Consider the following 13732-nt stretch of genomic DNA (forward strand, 5'->3'; position numbering starts at 1 on the left):
CCTTTGAACGGTGCTGAGTCATGAATGCGAGCGACGTCACCGGCATCAGGAGCGCGGCAGCGATGCGCGCAGCCTATTCCCCGATCGCCCAGCGGGTCCGGGGTCTCAGCGACAAAGCCATCGCCTGGATCTTCATCGCGCCGACGATGATCCTCCTGCTTGCGATCAACCTGTTCCCGCTGATCTGGACGATCCAGCTCTCCTTCACCAATTACCGCGCCAATCGCCCCAATGCGCCGCTGCGCAATGTCGGGCTCGATCACTACCAGACGATCCTGTCGGATCCGGAAATCTGGCAGCGCATGCAGGCGACGGCGCATTTCGTGTTCTGGACGATCCTGCTGCAGACCGTCAGCGGCTTTGCGCTGGCCTACCTGATCGACCGCAAATTCCGCGGCCATGGCTTCTGGACCACGCTGATCCTGATCCCGATGATGCTGTCGCCGGCGGTGGTCGGCAATTTCTGGACCTTCCTGTACCAGCCGCAGATCGGTCTGTTCAATTACGTGGTCTCGTTCTTCTCCGGTATTGCGCCGTCCTCCTTCCAGATGCTCGGCGATGTGAAGCTGAGCCCTTGGGCGATCATCATCGTCGATACCTGGATGTGGACGCCCTATGTGATGCTGATCTGCCTGGCCGGCCTGCGCTCGATCCCGGACTACATCTACGAGGCAGCCGAGGTCGACCGAGCCAGCAACTGGCGGCAATTCATCTCGATCACGCTGCCGATGTGCCTGCCCTTCATCATGCTGGCCGTGCTCTTCCGCGGCATCGAGAACTTCAAGATGTTCGACATGGTCAACCTCCTGACCTCGGGCGGCCCGGGCTCGACCACCGAACTCGCCTCGATCACGCTGAAGCGCGCCGCCTTCGAGGCCTGGCGCACCGGCTATTCCTCCGCCTTCGCGATCATCCTGTTCGTTGCCGTGTTCGGGCTGGCGAACATCTATGTGAAGGCGCTGAACAAGGTGAAGGCACGATGAGCGGCGCTCTTTCCACGGCTCATTCCGTCGTCGCGCCGAGCGGACGCGTCAAGCTGCTGGCCGGCACCATCGTCGTTCTCTACGCGCTGGTGGCCATCGTGCCGCTGCTCTGGATCGGCCTGACCAGCATCAAGACGCCGCCGGACTCGATCTCCTACCCGCCCAAGGTCGTGCCGTTCGTGCATTTCGAGCCTTCGATCGAAGGCTACTGCAACCTGTTCAACACGCGCTCGCGCCAGACGGCGGATTATCTCGCCTCGCTCCCGCCTGCGAATTCCGCCTGCGAAGAGATCGCACGCTCGCGCAGCATGGTGGTCGTCGGCCCGTCGAATTATGTGCCGCGCTTCGTCAATTCGCTGATCATCGCCTTCGGCTCGACGCTGCTCTCGGTGGGGCTGGGCACCTGCGCGGCCTATGCCTTCTCGCGCTTCAAGGTGCCGCTGAAGGACGACTTGCTGTTCTTCATCCTCTCGACACGGATGATGCCGCCGATCGCCGTCGCGATCCCGATCTTCCTGATGTATCGCGAGCTCGGCCTCTCCGACACGCGGCTCGGCATGATCCTGCTCTACACCTCGGTCAACGTCTCGCTGGCCGTCTGGCTGCTCAAGGGCTTCATCGACGAGATTCCCCGCGAATACGAGGAGGCGGCGATGATCGACGGCTACACGCGGCTGCAGGCCTTCCGCAAGGTCGTGCTGCCGCAGGCCACGACCGGCATCGTCGCGACCGCGATCTTCTGCCTGATCTTCGCCTGGAACGAATATGCCTTCGCCGTGCTGCTCACCTCGGGCACGGCGCAGACCGCGCCACCCTTCATCCCGATCATCATCGGCGAGGGCGGGCAGGATTGGCCGGCGGTCGCGGCGGGAACGACGCTGTTCCTGATCCCGATCCTGGTTTTCACCGTGCTGCTGCGCAAGCACCTCCTGCGCGGCATCACCTTCGGGGCGGTGCGCAAATGAACCGGCATCCGAGCCATACCCGTGAGCCGCAAGGCGCGGCCGCATCGCGCTGGCCGAGGGCGCTGCGACGCGGACCGATGGAGACACTGGCGACGCTGCTGATCTCGGCCGGCGTGCTGATGCTGCTGCAGCCCTTCTCGCTGACGCTCTACGGCCATTCCTTCGTCACGACCCTGATCGGCGTCGTCATGTTCACCTTCGTCACCAAATTCCCGGAGTGAGCCATGGCCGAGATCCGGGTCGATAATCTGGTGAAACGGTTCGGCGCCTTCATGGCGGTGCGCGATACCAGTTTCACGGTCGAGAACGGCGATTTCTTCTGCCTGCTGGGTCCCTCCGGCTGCGGCAAGACGACGACGTTGCGGATGGTTGCGGGGCTGGAGCTGCCATCCTCCGGCAGCATCCGGCTCGATGGTGAGGATGTCACCTTCAAGCGGGCGCGCGAACGCGACATCGCCATGGTGTTCCAGCTCTTTGCGCTCTACCCGCATATGAACGTGCGCAAGAACATCAGCTTTCCCTTGGTCTCGATGGGGGTGTCCAGGGACGAGACGAGACGGCGCGTCGAGGAAGCGGCGCGCGTGCTGCGCATCGAGCATCTGCTCGACAAATCGGTCTCCGGTCTTTCCGGCGGCGACCGACAGCGGGTCGCACTCGGACGCGCCATCGTGCGCGAACCGAAGGCCTTCATGATGGACGAGCCGCTGGGCGCGCTTGACGCCGAGTTCCGCCATCTGATGTGCGGCGAACTGCGCGCCCTGCACGATCGGCTGAAGGCGACGACGGTCTATGTCACCCATGACCAGCTCGAAGCGATGTCGATGGCCGACAAGATCGCGGTGATGAATGATGGCGTGATCGAGCAACTCGGCTCGCCGCAGGAGATCTATGACCGCCCGAATTCGATGTTCGTCGGGGATTTCATCGGCTCGCCCGCGATGAATTTCATCCGTTTCGACGGCGCGGCCATTGCGGGCTCGACCTCGGTCAGCATCGATGCCGCCTGCGTGACCTTGCCGGAACTGCGCGAGAGCCACGCGCCCGGACCGCTGGCGCTTGGGGTGCGGCCCGAGCAGATCGTCATCGGCGATCCCGGCCGGCAGGGTAGCGCCCTTCCGGGCGAGATTTTTGGCACCGAATATCTCGGCACGAACCAGATCGTGACGGTCGCCACCCCGCGCGGCAAGCTCAAGGCGCGCTTGCCTGCCCATCTGCCGGTGGCCGCCGGCGACCGCGTCAGCCTGTCGTTCAGGCCGGAGCGGCTATCGCTCTTCGATGCGGTGACGGGAAAGGCGATCCGCTCCGCCTTGCATGAGGCCAGCACGACGAGGCGCTCCCATGGCTGAGGTCACGCTGACGCAGGTCTCGAAGCGGTTCGGTTCGGTGCAGGCCGCGAGCGATCTGTCGCTCACCATCGCCGATGGCGAGTTCGTCGTGCTGCTGGGGCCGACGGGCGCGGGCAAGACGACGGCCTTGCGCCTCATTGCCGGGCTGGAGACCCCGGATGACGGCCGCATCTTCATCGGCGGCGTCGATGTCACGGCGCTGCCGCCGGCGGCGCGCGACGTCGCCTTTGTATTCCAGCAATACTCGCTCTATCCGCATCTGAGCGTCTTCGACAATCTCGCCTTCCCCTTGCGGTCGCCGACACGGCGCACGCCCGAGGACGAGATCCGGCGCGCGGTCGGCCATGTCGCGAAGCTCCTCAAGATCGAGGACAAGCTGCAGAACCGCGCGACGCAGCTCTCCGGTGGCCAGATGCAGCGCGTCGCGATCGGCCGTGCCCTGGTGCGCAGCCCGTCGATCTATCTGATGGATGAGCCGCTCTCCTCGCTCGATGCCAAGCTGCGCGCGGAATTGCGCATCGAGCTGAAGCATATCCAGCAGGATCTGGGCGCGACCATCCTCTACGTCACGCATGATCAAACCGAAGCCATGACGCTGGCCTCGCGCATCGGCGTGATCAACCACGGCCGTCTCGTGCAGATCGGAACGCCGCGCAGCATCTATGAGGACCCGACCGACATCTATGTCGCCACCCGCCTCGGCAGCCCCGGCATCAACCTGTTGCCGCGCGCGCTCTTCCCCGATCTGGAGGCGCCAGCCAACACGACCACGATTGGCGTGCGCACCGAACATCTCGCCATCGACAAGGCCAGGAACGGTGCGGTGACGGGCAAGGTCAACTGGATCGAGCGCCTCGGCGATCAGAACCACCTGCATATCGCCGTGAACCAGCAGCAGATCGTCAGCCTGGTCGATCCGGATGAAGGCCTGGATGTCAGCGACGAGGTGAGCGTGAGCCTGCTCAAGCCGCTGTTCTTCGACGCCGACGGCCAGCGGGTGAGGTGAACCATGGACGGCGCGTTGAAGAAGAAGCTGATCGAGGCCATGGCCGGGGCAATCGTGGCCTATGCCGATGAATTGACGGCGCTCGACCAGGCCATTGGCGACGGCGATCACGGCCTGAACATGAAGCGTGGTTTCGAGGCGGTGCTGGCGGACATGGATCCGATCACGGCAAAGCCCTTGCCCGACGCCCTGAAGGCCATCGGCACGACATTGGTGATGAAAGTCGGCGGCGCCTCAGGGCCGCTCTACGGCACGCTATTCATGACGCTCGGTAAGGAGCTGCCGCCGGAGCCGACGATTGCGGATGTGGCGCGGGCGCTGGCCGCAGCGATCGAGGCCGTGAAGGCGCGAGGCAAGTCCGATCTCGGCCAGAAGACCATGCTCGACGTGTTGGCGCCGCTCCAGGCCGCACTCGCCCATGGCGGCGCCGATCTCACGACGCGCCTTCCCGAAGTCGCCAGGGTTGCGGCCGAGGCGACGGTGCCGCTCAAGGCCATTCGCGGACGCGCCTCGTTTCTCGGCGAACGTTCGATCGGCCATATGGATCCCGGGGCACGCTCGTCAGCCCTGCTCGCCACCGCAATCTGCAACGCCATCGGAGCCTGAAAGCATGACAGCCAGCAAGAATGTCGGCATCGTCATCGTGTCGCACTCGGCCAAGGTCGCCGAAGGCGCCGCCGACATGGTTCGCCAGATGGTCGGCGACAATGTCCTGCTGGCCGCGGCCGGGGGCAATGCCGCAGGCGGCCTGGGCACCGATGTCGCCGCCATCATGGCGGCAATCGACGAGGCATGGTCGGAAGCAGGCGTCGCCATCCTGGTCGATCTCGGCGGGGCCGAGACCAATAGCGAGATGGCGGTGGAAATGATGCCGGAGGAACGGCGCGAGCGCATCGTCATCTGTAATGCACCGATTGTGGAAGGCGCCGTGATGGCCGCGACCGAAGCGTCCGGCGGCTCGCCGCTGGCCGTCGTGCAGGCGACGGCCGAGGAACTCATGTCGGCATGAATGACATGTCGGCCAAAGGTAGTGAGAGGAATGCAAGGATGCAGGAGGTGACGGCCAGCGCCCTGCTCACCAACAAGATCGGGCTTCATGCCAGGCCTTCGGTGAAGCTTACCCAGATCGCCAAGCGCTTCGGCTCCCGTATCGAGGTCGCCACCAGCGCGGCCGGCCCGTGGACGGATGCCAAGAGCCCGGTGAAGATCATGCGCGTCAAGGCGGCCCAGGGCGAAATGCTGCATTTCAAGGCCAGCGGCGAAGATGCTCCGGCTGCGCTCGCTGCGCTCGTCGATATCGTCGCACGCAAGTTCGATGAGGAGTGAGGCGTGATGGAACGCCGCCTTTCCGGCCTCGCCGCATCGACCGGGCTCGCCTTCGGCCCGGCGGTGGCCTTTCGCGCCGTCGGCGAGATGCGGCGCGAGAAGGGCCCAGTCTCAAGTGAGCGACAGGCTCTGGCGGACGCCGTTGCCGCTTCCCTTCGGGCCGTCACGGCCTTGGCGGCCAGTCTTCACGGCGAGGCTGCCGATATCGTGGGCTTTCAGGTGGCACTGCTCGAAGACGACGCCTTGACCGAGGGCGCCTATGCGGCAATCGAGCGCGGCGTGCCGGCTGACGCGGCCTGGCGACAGGCGCTGGCGGAGGAGATCGCGGGGTATGAGGCGTCTGACGACGCCTATTTTCGCGCCCGCGCCGCAGATCTGTCTGACATCCGGGACCGAGTTCTGCGCCAGCTTTTCGGCTTGCCCGAACTGACGAATGCGCCGCCCGGCGCCGTCATCCTGGCGCAGGATCTGCCGCCCTCCGCCTTCCTCGGCATCGATTGGTCGCAAGGCGGCGGCATCGTGCTCGGGGCCGGCAGCCCGACCAGCCATGTCGCCATGCTGGCGCGCGGGCGTGGCGTGCCGATGGTGGTCGGCATCGGCTCCGACTGGGAGGCGGTCTCCGGCACGGTCGTCGTCGATGGCATGGCAGGTCTCGTTCTGACCGGCCCGTCGCGCGCGAGCATCGACGAGGCGCGACGGCGGGCAGACGAGCTCGGCCACCTGCGGAGCAAGGCGGAAACCCGCAAGCGTGAGCCTGCGCTGACCCGCGACGGGACCCCGATCGCCGTGATGGTCAATGTCGCGGGGATGGCCGATCTCGTCGGCTTCCCGGCAGAGGCTTGCGACGGCATCGGCCTGACCCGCACGGAGTTCCTGGTCGAGCAGGCCTTGCAGGATGAAGCGCGCCAGTTCGAGGCCTATGCCGCGTTGCTGCACTGGGCTGGCGGCCGGCCGGTGACGATCCGCACGCTGGATGCCGGCGGAGACAAGCCCATCGCCGGCTACACGATCGATGGCGAGACCAATCCCTTTCTTGGCCTGCGTGGCATCAGGTTGTCCCTGCGCCATCCCGAGGTCTTTCGCGTCCAGTTGCGGGCGTTGGCCCGGGCGGCGAGCCTGGGCCCGCTCAAGGTCATGCTGCCCATGGTCACCGCAGCGCTGGAACTGGAACAAGCGCGAGTGCTGCTGGACAGCGTTCTGGCGGAACTCGCGGCGGAAGGATTGCCGCATGCAGCGCCTGCGCTCGGCATCATGGTCGAGGTTCCGGCCGCCGCCATGGCGGTCGCGAGCTTCGACGCCGCCTTTTTCTCGATCGGCTCCAACGATCTGACGCAATACGCGACCGCCGCCGCGCGCGATGGATCGGAGGTCGCGGCCTATGCCGATGTCCTGCATCCCGGCGTGCTCGCCATGATAGCCCATGTCGCGCGCCATGGCGCCGAGCTTGGTCGAGAAGTCAGTCTCTGCGGCGATGCGGGGGGCGATCCGCATGCCATCGCCGCATTGCTGCGGGCCGGCGTCCGGGCCGTATCGGTCTCTCCCGGGCTGTTGGCGATGGCGAAGGAAGCGATCCGTGAGGTCGATCTCTCGGAGCCAAGGACGGACGCATGACCGGCCCCGAAACCCTCCCGGCCGACTCTTCGCCATTGGCCGCGTACAAGGCGATCCTGCGCGCGGTCATCGAGAACCGACCCTCCGGCACCCGGCAGCGGCTGGCGGAAGCCATTGGCAAGAACCGCAGCTTCATTTCGCAGATCATCAGCCCCGCCTATGCCACGCCGGTGCCGGTGCAGCATCTGGAGACGATCTTCCATGTCTGCCATTTCGCGCCGCCGGAGCGGCAGGCCTTCCTGAACGCCTATCGCGCTGCGCATCCGGGGCGCTTGGAGGTGGTCGATGCCGGGCGGCCGATGCGCCGGCTGGTCGTCGAGCTGCCGGATTTCGGCAGCGCCGACTTGAATGCCCGGGCCGACCATATCGTGCTGGGGGTCGCGCGCGGCCTGGTGTCGCTGATCCCGGCCGCCGACGACGAAGACGCCGACGGGCAGGGGGGGAGCCAATGAAGAAGCTGATCAACGCGGTCGACGGCATTCTGTCGGAGAGCCTCCAGGGACTCGCCGCCATCCATGGCGATATCCTCATGCTCGGCAAAGAGGAGAAGTTTGTTCGGCGCAAGGTGCTGAAGCCTGGCAAGGTTGCGCTGATTTCGGGTGGGGGCTCTGGCCACGAACCCCTGCATGCCGGCTTCGTCGGGACCGGCATGCTCGATGCCGCCTGTCCGGGGCAGGTCTTCACCTCGCCGACGCCGGACCAGATGCTGGCGGCGGTGGACGCCGTCGGTACGGCGGCGGGCTCGCTCTTCATCGTCAAGAACTATGAAGGGGACGTGATGAATTTCGAGATGGCGGCCGAGATGGCCCAGACCCCGGTCGCGACCGTCGTCACCGACGATGATGTCGCGGTCCCGGCCTCGACCTGGTCCACCGGCCGGCGTGGCGTCGCAGGCACGCTGATTGTCGAGAAGATGGTCGGCGCCGCCGCCGAGCAGGGCCGCGACCTCGACGCGCTGAAGTCCCTCGGCGAGGAGGTCAACCGGCGCACCCGGTCGATGGGCGTGGCCCTCACATCCTGCACCGTGCCTGCAGCCGGCAAGCCGACCTTCACGCTCGCCGAGGATGAGATGGAGATGGGCGTCGGCATCCATGGCGAGCCGGGCCGGCGGCGCATGAAGCTGGCAACGGCGGACGCTATCGCCGACGAAATGATGGGCGCGATCCTCGACGATCTCTCGCTGAAGGGCGGCGCGCCCTGCCTGCTGCTCGTCAATGGCTTCGGCGGGACGCCCGCCATGGAGCTCTATCTGATGGCCAATGCTGCAAGGCGCGTCTTGGCGGGGCGCGGTCTCGCCATCGCACGTGGGCTGGTTGGGTCTTACGTCACCTCTCTGGACATGGCGGGTTGTTCGCTGACCGTGACGGCGCTGGACGACAGCCTGATCCAACTCTGGGACGCGCCGGTCCATACGGCCGCGCTACGATGGGGGTAAGCATCGCAACGTTCGAACGTCGGCTATCGGCGCGAGACCCAAGGTCGGCTTTTGGCGCTTCATGGAGGGATGAGTCAGCTTGAGGCGCACTTTTAGAGCATGATGGTCTTTGCCAGGACGCTTGCTGCAGCTTCAGCTCTGCGAATGAGTCATGCTTCGACGATGAGATAGTCTTTTTCGATGAAGACTGGCACGGTCTCGGCCTGATAAGGGCCATCGAAAAGATCCTTGCCGGGCCGGACCTCGACCTCGTAGCGTTTGGCACGGATCCTGTCAGGCTCAGCGCGCGATTTGCCCGTGCGGATATCGAACTCCCAGCCATGCCAGGGGCAGCGCAGGATCTCGCCGCGCCTGCTGTAGCTGTACTGCCCCGGCTCCACCCCCGCCTCGACCAGCCCGGTGGTGCGGCCCATGCAAAGGTCTCCCCCTTGATGCGGGCAGCGATTGAAAAGGCCGAAGAACTCGCCGCCCAGATTGAAGATCACGACCTTGCGGCCAGCAACCTCGGTGACGAGACGCTGGCCGGGCGGCAGGTCCGCGGCAGGGCCGATGACGTATTTGGCCATTTCAGCCCCGTCCGTAGAGCGCCTTGGCATTGTCGAGGAAGAGCGCTTGCCGGGCAGCATCGTCGAGCTTGACCGGCACGGCCCAGAGCGGGTCGTCGAAATCCCAATGCGGATAGTCGGTGGCGAAGAGCAGACGATCGATGCCGATCCATTCGACGATGTCGTGAAAATGTTTGCGCTTCTCCGGTTCCTCCATCGGCTGCGTCGTCATCCAGACATGGTCGCGGATGTAGTCGCTCGGAGGCCGCTTGAGATGGGGGGTCTCGCTGCGCAGGCGGGACCAATGCTTGTCGAGCCGCCAGCCAAGCGAGGGCAGCCAGGCGAGACCGGCCTCGATCAGCACCATCCGCGTGCCGGGATAGCGCTCGAACACGCCCTCGATCACCATCGAGGTCAGCAGCGCCTGGCAGCACTGCGCATGCCCGACCATCTCCTCGATGTAGTAGGACGGCCACCCTCCGGCGGTGACGGGATAGCCGCCATAGCCGAAGGCATGCACGCCGATCGGCAGTTTCGCGCGCTGGGCGGCCTCGTAGATCGGCCAGTAGCGGCGCTGGCCGAGCGGCTCGGCGGTGCGGCTGAGCAGCAGCACCTGCACGAAGGCCTCGTGCCCGGCCCAGTGATCGATCTCGGCTGCCGCAGCAGCGCCGTCCTCATAGGGCACGACGATCGAAGCCTTCAGCCTTGAATCCTTGCTCGTCCACTCGGCCACCTGCCATTCGTTCAGGGCACGGGCGAGCGCGGCGGAATAGTCGAGGTTCTGGGCCGCGCCGGCCGCCGGCGCGATCACCGTCATGATGCCGAGCTCGACCTTGTTGGCGTCGAGATGCTGCGCCTGCATGAAGGAGAGATCGGAGCCGGGGCGGCCGTCCGGAGGCCAGGAATCGAGACGCGCGGCGTCCGGCTGGCCCTTGGGATAGGCCGGGCCGCTCTGGTAGCCGTGGCGCGGCAGCATGCCATAGGTCATGGCGTGCTCCTGCCAGCGCTTGGGCAGATAGGGCAGGATGTCGGCGGGTTTGGCCAGACAAGGATGGATGTCGCAATCGGCGATGATCGGCCTGACGATGGTGCTTTCCGGTTTCGGCCGGGCGGGCAGCTCCATGTTCATGCGAAATCCTCCTTGAGACGGGGATAGGTCGCGAGCGGATTGTCGATCAGGATCTTGGTCTTGAGGCTATCGGGCAAGAGCGGCGGCAGCGCGTCCTGGCCGTCGAACTGCCAGTGCGGATAATCGGTCGAGAACAGGAGAAGCTCGTCCGATCCGGCCTGGTCGAGGATGCGCAGGAGGGCGTCGCCCTCCACCGGCGCGTCGACCGGCTGCAAGGTGAAGCGAACCTGCTCGCGGATGATCTCCGGCGGCGGCCGGTCGACCCAGGGGATCTCCATGCGCAGGCCGCGCCAGTATTTGTGCAGGCGCCAGAGATAGGCCGGCAGCCAGGTGAAGCCGGACTCGATCAGCACGACCTTGAGCGAGGGGAACTTGCTGAACACGCCCTCACAGACGAGGCTCGTCAATTGGGTCTGGAAGCCCTGTGCCTGGTTGACGTAATCCTCCGTGAAATAGGAGGGCCATCCCACCGGAGTCACCGGATGGCGATAGGTCGAGCCGGCATGGATGCCGACGGGCAAGCCATGGCGCGCCGCCGCCTCGTAGATCGGCCACAGGCTGCGCCGGCCGAGCGGCTGGTCGACGAGACAAGGCAGGAGCACCTGCACGAAGCGGCGGTCGGCAGCGCGCCGCTCGATCTCGGCCGCCGCTAGCGGCGGGCTCTGGATCGGGACGACGATCGAGGCGCGCAGGCGTTGGTCCTTGTCCAGCCATTCGGCTGCCAGCCAGTCGTTGAGGGCGCGGGCGAAAGCCGCGGCCATGTCTTCGCTGAACAGTGTGGTGACAGCGTAGAGGCAGTTCAGGATGCCGGCCTGGCTGCCGAATCCGTCGAGGGCCTGGGCGCAGAGCTGCTCGCGGCTGGAGCCCGCCTTGGCGCCGGCGATGCGCCAGTCCGGCCGCGATGTCAGCGGCGCGCGCAAGGGGTAGCTCGTCGGCTCGAGATCATGGACGCCACGCTGCGCCACCGCATCCGCCCATTGCGGGTCGAGATAGGGGATGAGCGCGGCGATGCCCGGCACCGCCGGATGCAGATCGCAGTCGATGCCGCCGAGCGTGAGGGCACTCATCTCTGTGCCTCCTCGCCGAGCAGCAGGTCGATCGCCGCTGTCCAGGAGAAGGTCCCGCCGCCGATCCCGGCGCTGTCGATCGGATTGAAATACTCGCTGAAGCCGGCGTCCCCGATCAGCCTGCGGGTCTCGGAGGCTACGGAATCGGCCGTCGCGTCGAGGCCGGCCTCGCGCAGGCCGCGCGCGATCATCCAGTTGACCACGGCCCAGACCGGCCCGCGCCAATAGCGCTGCGGCTCGAAGCTTGCCGCATCGGGATCCGTCGAGGGAACGAGGCCGATGCCCCGCCGCCGCCAGGCGTCTATCCTTTCGGCAAGGGCGGCAGCGTGGTCGTGCAGCCCGGCGAAGAGCGGCAGGAACCCTGCTGAGGTCCGGACCGGAATCAGGCCCCCGCCGATCAGATCGCGCGTGAGATAGTGCCCGAGCGGCTCGTCCCATAGCCCCGCGATCACGGTTTCCTTGCGCGCGATCCGCGAGGCGATCGTGTCGCGTTCCTCTGCTGTGCCGAAACGCTCGGCCAGAGCCAGGAGGTCCCGTTCCGCCCGCAGCAGGATCGCATTGGTGCCGACATCCGCGACCTTGAAAGGGGAGAGCTGGAGCATGCGTACGGCGTCCCACCCGGTCCCGCGGAACAGATCGACCAGATGGATGAAGCGCTGATACTCGACGCCCCGCGGGCGGAAGGCGGCGTCGACATGGCCGGTGTCGCGGCGCCGGATCTCGGTTTGCGTCTCGGTCGGGACGCGTTCGAGCGCGGCGTCCCAGGCCGGGCTGTTGTCCATGCCGGTTTCCCAGGGATGCAGGGTGGCGACCAGCCCGGTGTCGTCCGGATCGCGCGCGTGCTGCCACCAGAGATGGTTCGCGATGAGCTTTGGATAGATGGCGCGCGCCCTCGCAATGCCGTCTTCTCCGTGCCGCTCCAGCACGAAGCGGGCCGCGGTCGCCAAGACGGGCGGCTGCGGGATACCGGATGTCGGCGGGGTGCGGGCGATGCCCCAGACGGCGGGACCGGGGAAATAATCCTCGGACGGGGCGTGGAAGACGATTTGCGGCACCAGCCCGTCCTCCCATTGCCCCTCTAGCAATCTTTCGATCTCGCGCCAGGCCCGGTCAAAGTCGAAGGTCGCCCATCCCATCGCGACGAAGGCGGAATCCCAGTTCCACTGGAAGGGATAGAGACGGTTCGTCGGGACCGTATAGCCGCCGCGATCATTGGCGGCGAGGATGGCGCGGGCGGCCTCGATGCGGCTCATGAGCGGGTCTCCAATGCATGCCCAGCAGCGTTCATCCAGCTCAGCCGGGTGCGATCGGGCTTGAGCGCGATTTCGCTGCCGGGGACCAGGGGCGGCAGCGGGCCGGCGGCCGACAGCACGACGCGCATCGGCTGGCTGCCGGCCGCCGTCCCCGTCAGGAGGATCTGAGGGCCGAGCAGTTCCGCGACCTTGAGGATGAACGGGAAAGCATCCTGATCGGCTGCGGCGAGCGCGACATCCTCCGCGCGCAGTCCGAGCAGGACCCTGTCACCGGCGCCCTGCGGCACTGGCAGGGCGAGCCCGCCGAGATCGGCATGGCCGTCTCGCACCGGCAGTTCCAGAAAGTTCATCGGCGGGCTGCCGACGAAGCCGCCGACGAAGCGCGTGGCAGGGTGGTCGTAGATGGCGGATGGCGTGCCGATCTGTTCGATGCGTCCGCCATGCATCACCGCGATGCGGTCCGCCAGCCCCATCGCCTCGGTCTGGTCATGGGTGACGTAGATGGTGGTGGTGCCCGCTCCGCTCAGGACGGCCTTGAGTTCGGCCCGCATCTCGAGCCTGAGCAGCGCGTCGAGATTGGAGAGCGGCTCGTCCATGAGCAGCACCGCCGGCTCGACAGCCAGTGCGCGCGCCACCGCGACCCGCTGGCGCTGGCCGCCGGAGAGCTGCGCCGGATGACGCTGCAGCAGCGGCTCGATATGAAGCAGCGCCGCAGTCTTCTCAACCTGGCGCGCGATGCGGGTCTTGTCGGCCTTGGCCATGCGCAGCCCGAAGGCGACGTTCTCGTAGACGGTCAGATGCGGGAAGACGGCGTAATTCTGGAAGACCATGGCGAGGCCGCGCTTGCGCGGCGGCAGAGCGGAGACGTCCCGCCCGCCGATCAGGACGCGCCCGCTCGTCTGGCTTTCGAGCCCGGCGATGATCCGCAGCAAGGTCGTCTTGCCGCAGCCCGAGGGGCCGAGCAGCGCGAGGCATTCCCCATCGGCGACCGAGAGGTCGAGTTCCGCGAGAGCCGTGACCTCGCCGAACCGCTTGGCGACTCGTTCGATGGTGATGGTCGCCATGG

16 protein-coding genes are annotated in these 13732 nt (G+C 66.4%); 11 read left to right on the forward strand and 5 right to left on the reverse strand.

The window, feature by feature from the left end; all coding sequences use genetic code 11:
- The first annotated feature begins 62 nt into the window (after window positions 1-62).
- From GGC47_RS18380 to dhaK, 11 genes are read left to right on the forward strand one after another with little or no spacing between them, the layout of a single operon-like run.
- The gene (locus GGC47_RS18380) at window positions 63-983 is read left to right on the forward strand and encodes a carbohydrate ABC transporter permease (RefSeq protein ID WP_142023321.1); all 921 of its coding nucleotides are present in this window, start codon (window positions 63-65) and stop codon (window positions 981-983) included.
- Window positions 980-1948 (forward strand): carbohydrate ABC transporter permease, encoded by a 969-nt coding sequence (locus GGC47_RS18385; RefSeq protein ID WP_112764881.1) that lies wholly within the window; start codon window positions 980-982, stop codon window positions 1946-1948. The genes GGC47_RS18380 and GGC47_RS18385 overlap by 4 nt, the downstream gene beginning before the upstream one ends.
- A complete protein-coding gene (locus GGC47_RS18390) occupies window positions 1945-2169 on the forward strand; it encodes a hypothetical protein (protein ID WP_142023252.1) in 225 nt (74 codons plus the stop codon). Before GGC47_RS18385 ends, GGC47_RS18390 begins: the two co-directional genes overlap by 4 nt.
- Before the next feature lie 3 nt (window positions 2170-2172).
- Window positions 2173-3294: an ABC transporter ATP-binding protein gene (locus tag GGC47_RS18395; protein WP_142023253.1), complete on the forward strand. Its 1122-nt coding sequence runs from the start codon at window positions 2173-2175 to the stop codon at window positions 3292-3294.
- Window positions 3287-4300 carry an ABC transporter ATP-binding protein gene (locus tag GGC47_RS18400; protein ID WP_142023254.1) on the forward strand — a complete coding sequence of 338 codons (1014 nt, stop codon included), beginning with the start codon at window positions 3287-3289 and terminating at the stop codon, window positions 4298-4300. Before GGC47_RS18395 ends, GGC47_RS18400 begins: the two co-directional genes overlap by 8 nt.
- A 3-nt stretch (window positions 4301-4303) precedes the next feature.
- Window positions 4304-4906, forward strand: coding sequence for a dihydroxyacetone kinase subunit DhaL (dhaL, locus tag GGC47_RS18405; RefSeq protein ID WP_142023255.1), 603 nt, complete (start codon window positions 4304-4306; stop codon window positions 4904-4906).
- A gap of 4 nt (window positions 4907-4910) precedes the next feature.
- Window positions 4911-5309 (forward strand): dihydroxyacetone kinase phosphoryl donor subunit DhaM, encoded by a 399-nt coding sequence (gene dhaM / locus GGC47_RS18410; protein ID WP_112764876.1) that lies wholly within the window; start codon window positions 4911-4913, stop codon window positions 5307-5309.
- 38 nt (window positions 5310-5347) lie between these two features.
- Window positions 5348-5626, forward strand: coding sequence for an HPr family phosphocarrier protein (locus GGC47_RS18415; RefSeq protein ID WP_112764875.1), 279 nt, complete (start codon window positions 5348-5350; stop codon window positions 5624-5626).
- 6 nt (window positions 5627-5632) lie between these two features.
- Window positions 5633-7237, forward strand: coding sequence for a phosphoenolpyruvate--protein phosphotransferase (gene ptsP / locus GGC47_RS18420; protein ID WP_142023256.1), 1605 nt, complete (start codon window positions 5633-5635; stop codon window positions 7235-7237).
- Window positions 7234-7689 carry a hypothetical protein gene (locus GGC47_RS18425; protein WP_113254138.1) on the forward strand — a complete coding sequence of 152 codons (456 nt, stop codon included), beginning with the start codon at window positions 7234-7236 and terminating at the stop codon, window positions 7687-7689. Before ptsP ends, GGC47_RS18425 begins: the two co-directional genes overlap by 4 nt.
- Entirely contained in the window at window positions 7686-8672 is a 987-nt protein-coding gene (gene dhaK / locus GGC47_RS18430) for a dihydroxyacetone kinase subunit DhaK (protein WP_142023257.1), read from the forward strand. The genes GGC47_RS18425 and dhaK overlap by 4 nt, the downstream gene beginning before the upstream one ends.
- A 149-nt stretch (window positions 8673-8821) precedes the next feature.
- On the opposite strand, the gene GGC47_RS18435 is transcribed toward dhaK, so the two are convergent.
- Genes GGC47_RS18435 through GGC47_RS18455 form a run of 5 tightly spaced genes read right to left on the reverse strand, consistent with a single transcriptional unit; the run spans window position 8822 to window position 13730 of the window.
- Window positions 8822-9238 carry a Rieske (2Fe-2S) protein gene (locus GGC47_RS18435; RefSeq protein WP_133565867.1) on the reverse strand — a complete coding sequence of 139 codons (417 nt, stop codon included), beginning with the start codon at window positions 9236-9238 and terminating at the stop codon, window positions 8822-8824.
- Window position 9239: 1 nt separating this feature from the next.
- Entirely contained in the window at window positions 9240-10346 is a 1107-nt protein-coding gene (locus GGC47_RS18440) for an amidohydrolase family protein (RefSeq protein ID WP_113254141.1), read from the reverse strand.
- Window positions 10343-11413, reverse strand: a complete 1071-nt coding sequence (locus GGC47_RS18445; RefSeq protein WP_142023258.1) for an amidohydrolase family protein — start codon at window positions 11411-11413, stop codon at window positions 10343-10345. Before GGC47_RS18445 ends, GGC47_RS18440 begins: the two co-directional genes overlap by 4 nt.
- Entirely contained in the window at window positions 11410-12666 is a 1257-nt protein-coding gene (locus GGC47_RS18450; RefSeq protein WP_142023259.1) for an MGH1-like glycoside hydrolase domain-containing protein, read from the reverse strand. The genes GGC47_RS18445 and GGC47_RS18450 overlap by 4 nt, the downstream gene beginning before the upstream one ends.
- Complete coding sequence (locus tag GGC47_RS18455; RefSeq protein WP_133565749.1) at window positions 12663-13730, reverse strand: ABC transporter ATP-binding protein; 1068 nt, start codon at window positions 13728-13730, stop codon at window positions 12663-12665. Before GGC47_RS18455 ends, GGC47_RS18450 begins: the two co-directional genes overlap by 4 nt.
- Window positions 13731-13732 lie beyond the last annotated feature (2 nt).

This window comes from Allobosea sp. OAE752 (assembly GCF_050433265.1).
Lineage (GTDB): Bacteria > Pseudomonadota > Alphaproteobacteria > Rhizobiales > Beijerinckiaceae > Allobosea > Allobosea spartocytisi.

Coding starts and splice junctions, on each gene's coding strand:
- ptsP (WP_142023256.1), top strand. CDS start 5,633: ATGGAACGCCGCCTTTCCGGCCTCGCCGCATCGACCGGGCTCGCCTTC.
- GGC47_RS18435 (WP_133565867.1), bottom strand. CDS start 9,238: ATGGCCAAATACGTCATCGGCCCTGCCGCGGACCTGCCGCCCGGCCAG.
- GGC47_RS18395 (WP_142023253.1), top strand. CDS start 2,173: ATGGCCGAGATCCGGGTCGATAATCTGGTGAAACGGTTCGGCGCCTTC.
- GGC47_RS18415 (WP_112764875.1), top strand. CDS start 5,348: ATGCAGGAGGTGACGGCCAGCGCCCTGCTCACCAACAAGATCGGGCTT.
- dhaL (WP_142023255.1), top strand. CDS start 4,304: ATGGACGGCGCGTTGAAGAAGAAGCTGATCGAGGCCATGGCCGGGGCA.
- GGC47_RS18400 (WP_142023254.1), top strand. CDS start 3,287: ATGGCTGAGGTCACGCTGACGCAGGTCTCGAAGCGGTTCGGTTCGGTG.
- GGC47_RS18390 (WP_142023252.1), top strand. CDS start 1,945: ATGAACCGGCATCCGAGCCATACCCGTGAGCCGCAAGGCGCGGCCGCA.
- GGC47_RS18455 (WP_133565749.1), bottom strand. CDS start 13,730: ATGGCGACCATCACCATCGAACGAGTCGCCAAGCGGTTCGGCGAGGTC.
- GGC47_RS18425 (WP_113254138.1), top strand. CDS start 7,234: ATGACCGGCCCCGAAACCCTCCCGGCCGACTCTTCGCCATTGGCCGCG.
- dhaK (WP_142023257.1), top strand. CDS start 7,686: ATGAAGAAGCTGATCAACGCGGTCGACGGCATTCTGTCGGAGAGCCTC.
- GGC47_RS18450 (WP_142023259.1), bottom strand. CDS start 12,666: ATGAGCCGCATCGAGGCCGCCCGCGCCATCCTCGCCGCCAATGATCGC.
- dhaM (WP_112764876.1), top strand. CDS start 4,911: ATGACAGCCAGCAAGAATGTCGGCATCGTCATCGTGTCGCACTCGGCC.
- GGC47_RS18445 (WP_142023258.1), bottom strand. CDS start 11,413: ATGAGTGCCCTCACGCTCGGCGGCATCGACTGCGATCTGCATCCGGCG.
- GGC47_RS18380 (WP_142023321.1), top strand. CDS start 63: ATGCGCGCAGCCTATTCCCCGATCGCCCAGCGGGTCCGGGGTCTCAGC.
- GGC47_RS18440 (WP_113254141.1), bottom strand. CDS start 10,346: ATGAACATGGAGCTGCCCGCCCGGCCGAAACCGGAAAGCACCATCGTC.
- GGC47_RS18385 (WP_112764881.1), top strand. CDS start 980: ATGAGCGGCGCTCTTTCCACGGCTCATTCCGTCGTCGCGCCGAGCGGA.